The organism is Fusobacterium sp. (assembly GCF_032477075.1).
Taxonomy (GTDB): Bacteria; Fusobacteriota; Fusobacteriia; order Fusobacteriales; family Fusobacteriaceae; genus Fusobacterium_A.
The window spans coordinates 1-3,491 of the sequence record NZ_JAWDXO010000081.1 but is presented as its reverse complement, the minus strand read 5'-3'; the positions used below and the strand labels follow the sequence as shown (position 1 = coordinate 3,491).

At 30.7% G+C, this 3,491-nt stretch carries 4 protein-coding genes; all 4 read right to left on the bottom strand.

Features of this window, described 5'->3' with window-relative positions:
• Nucleotides 1-1,611, bottom strand: a 1,611-nt coding sequence (locus tag E6771_RS16010; RefSeq protein ID WP_316092358.1) for a type IV secretory system conjugative DNA transfer family protein, incomplete at its 3' end; no start/stop codon positions are given.
• 8 nt (nucleotides 1,612-1,619) lie between these two features.
• The gene (locus tag E6771_RS16005) at nucleotides 1,620-1,826 is read right to left on the bottom strand and encodes a hypothetical protein (protein ID WP_316092357.1); all 207 of its coding nucleotides are present in this window, start codon (nucleotides 1,824-1,826) and stop codon (nucleotides 1,620-1,622) included.
• A complete protein-coding gene (locus tag E6771_RS16000) occupies nucleotides 1,827-2,756 on the bottom strand; it encodes a type IV secretion system protein (protein WP_316092356.1) in 930 nt (309 codons plus the stop codon). It lies immediately after the preceding gene.
• Nucleotides 2,757-2,764: 8 nt separating this feature from the next.
• A partial coding sequence (locus E6771_RS15995) for a hypothetical protein (protein WP_316092355.1) occupies nucleotides 2,765-3,491 on the bottom strand: 727 nt, incomplete at its 5' end.

Sequence of the window (3,491 nt, the reverse complement as noted above, 5' to 3'; positions counted from 1 at the left end):
CTTCTTTACAGGACTTTTTTCTTTTATTTCTTCTTTTCTAAAAGTATCTGTAATTTGTGGAGTAGGTAAAAGTCTTTCATTATATCTTTTTTCTTTATAATACATAAGCTTGTTTCCATAAATTGGCTTCTGTCCACTTACAAAGATAATTATATTTTCAAATGGCAGAATTCTTACCTCTCCTGCTGTCATAAGTCTTCTTCCTGTTTCACTTATAGTCTTGTTTGGAAATAAATCAAATCCCTTTTTGCTTACACTCACACTTAAAATAGTTTTATTATCCAAAGTCTTGGATATATCTTCTGCGTCTTCTATTTCATTTGGAGTTAAATATAGCTGTATACTACAGTTTGCAAGAATAAAGTTATCTTTTCCATAAATCTTCTTTAACTGCTTCATTGATTGTGTAATAAGAAGCATTTTTAGTCCATATCCTGCTATATATGACATAGATTTTTCAACAAGTTCCAACTTTCCCAAGCTTGGAAATTCATCTATCAAAAATAGAATTCTATTCTTTTTAGGCTCTATGTAGAAGTAACTTTTCATTTTTTTCTTTAAATCTTTGAAAGGCTTTAATAGTTTTTCCATAAATGTAGGTTGCTTATTATCAAATTTCATAGTTTTAGTAAGTCCATATATAGCTTGAGTGATTATTAATCTTAAAAGTGGACGTGTTCTATCTAATGCTTCAGGTGGAGTTACTAAATACAATGATGTTCTTGTATCCATAATATCCTGTACTGTAAAATCAGATTTTGATATGTGTTTTCTTATAAGTGGATCCATAAATATCTTCATCTTCTGTGTAGCTGTAGATATGATACTTCCTCTCTCTTTATCAGGAGTTTCAAATATTGTAGTAAATTCACTTGCTACTACTGGGTGGACTGTTCCTTCCTTTCCATAGATTTCCTTAAACAAATTCTTATTTTCTTCATTTTTAAGATGATTAAAAGGTTCACTTGAAGGTTGTTCTTCCCCAGGGCGTGGAAATCCCATAATATCTGCTATTCTAAAGATTAAAGGCATTTCCGAATCCGTTAAAAAATCTACCACATCACTTAAACTTGCATTTTCTTTCGCATATTTAACATGAAATATTATTCCAGTAAGAAAGTTTATTGCTGAAGATATCCAGTGATCTGATTCTCCTTTTCCTTCTGTATCAACAAGAGTTTGTACTATAACTTGTACATCTTGCATTTCTTTAAATGTTCCTTTTTTAATAAAGTCTAAAGGATTGTAAGAACAAGAAATTCCCTCTGTATCTATAGGGTTAAAATGAATAACTTTCTGCCCTAAAACATTTTTTCTATATCCTGCTGATTGTCCCCACAATTCCCCTTTAATATCATTTATTATCATACTGTCAGTCCAATCAAGACAAGTTGGAGTAACAGTATTGATACCTTTTCCCCCTCTTGTAGGGGCTGCCATAAGAATATGTTCTACTCCAAGTGTTCTAAGTATTCTATTTTTCTTATCTTTACCCAGAACTGCTCCAGCTTCATTGTATATATTCATTTCTTTTATCTCTTCCAAGGTAGCCCATTCGGCACTTCCATGACTATCAAGAGTCTTCTTTTTGTTGGTTATCATTACTCCCATTAAAAAAGCTAAAGATACTTTTTTCCCCAGATATATACTTTATATGGAGGATAAACCTTTACCTTCTGAATAGAAAATAAAGGTTTTCCTAAAGCTTGATGGTATTTTAGGGAGTAAGCAAAATATTGGGTAGCAACAGAAGAAAGTAAAAAGAAGAATATAAGCATAAACTTTCCAATCTTTTTTCTTTTTAACAATTCTTTTTTATTATTCATCTATTTCCCCTTAAAAAAGTTAGCTGCCTTACTAACAGCAGTTTTCCCTTTACTATAACCAGCTTTAGCTCCATCTTTAATTGCACCTGGAGTTTTAACTGCTACTTTTCCAGCTTTTATTGCACCTTTTGCTGTTGATTTTGCACTTCTACCAGTACTTTTAATATCTTCCCATGCTTTTCCCCAAGTAAGAGAAGGTGCTCCATTAAGAATTCCTCCTGCTAATCCTGGTGCTTTCCATGATAAATATGTTAAACCAAATATTCCAAGTATTGTGGTAGCAGCTGTATATACATTTTTTATATCCACTGCTTTGTCCAACTGCCCAAAAGTTAATTCTATTAAAAAAACTATAACCATTAGCTGAACAGATTGTGAAACTAATACTTGAAATACTTTAGCTCCTATAAATTCAGTTTTTTCAAATATTAAAAAAGGAACAAGTATCACTGATAAGTAAGCAAGTGCCATAAATTCTAATAGTAAAACAAAAACATTTAATGCTAAAAATGCAACAATTATCAATCCTAAAAGCCATAAAAAAGCATATCCAAGTGTTGCTATAGGTTCAGTTATAGAGAACTTTTTATAAATTATATCTAATATATCAAATCCTCTACTAAATAAATATCCTGGATCAAAACTTGGACTTCCTGAAGTTCCAGCTCCTTTCATTCCAAAAAAGATAAATGTATCTTTTACTTTACCTGCAAGTTCTGTATAATTAACTATAAAGGAATAAAAAATCCAATATTTTACTAAAATATCAAAGATATCTGCAAAAGGCATTGATGTAGGTTTTTTCCAAAGTGTAAATACAATTTGAAAGGCTACAAATGTGCTTAAAAGACCAATTGCAATTGGAGTTAAATTTAATGTTGCTTTTTTAAATGCAACTTCAAATATATTTAATAAGATATTTAAATCCATTTTTCCTCCTAAAATTTAACAGGATTTTTTACTGCTTTTGGTTTTTGCATTGATTCTATTTTTATTTGTTCAGCTATTTTTATTCTCTGAATTTCATTTTGCTGTTTAATAGCTTCTAATCTAACCAGTTCCATATTTATCTGTTCCAAATTATTTAAAGATGTAGCCGAATTCATTGCTATTTGATTTCCTGTCTGTTGTGCCTGTAGAGATCCTGATGGAGCTAATGACTGTCCCATAAGAGATTGCAATTCTTTAGCCCTTGTTATAGCTTCCTGATCTCTTGTTGCTATCTTCAACCCTTGCTTTAAAAGATTTGCATGTTCTTCTGTTATTCTTTTATCTTCTAACTGTAAATTTTCCCATGTCATATTGTTATAGTTATCTTTAAACAACTGCTTGTAGTTAGTATCAAAGTTTTTTGAATCATTTATGATACTTTGAGTAGAATTTTTTATTGCTACAAGATTATCTAAATCTTGCTTTGATATTCCTAGATTTTGTGAAAGCATTGATCCAGCCCACTTATTAAGGTTCAATGCGTCATTTTTAACCATTTGTACCTGTTGCTGTGTCTGTTGAATAGCTTCTAAAGTTTGTCTTACATCTTCCAGTTTCATAGCTGTTTGTTGTTTCTCCATTCTCTCTATAACTCGTAAAATCTTTTTCATTGGATTGCTTTTAGAACTTCCAAACGCTGCAAATGATGTTGCAGATATTCCAAGTAAAAATGCT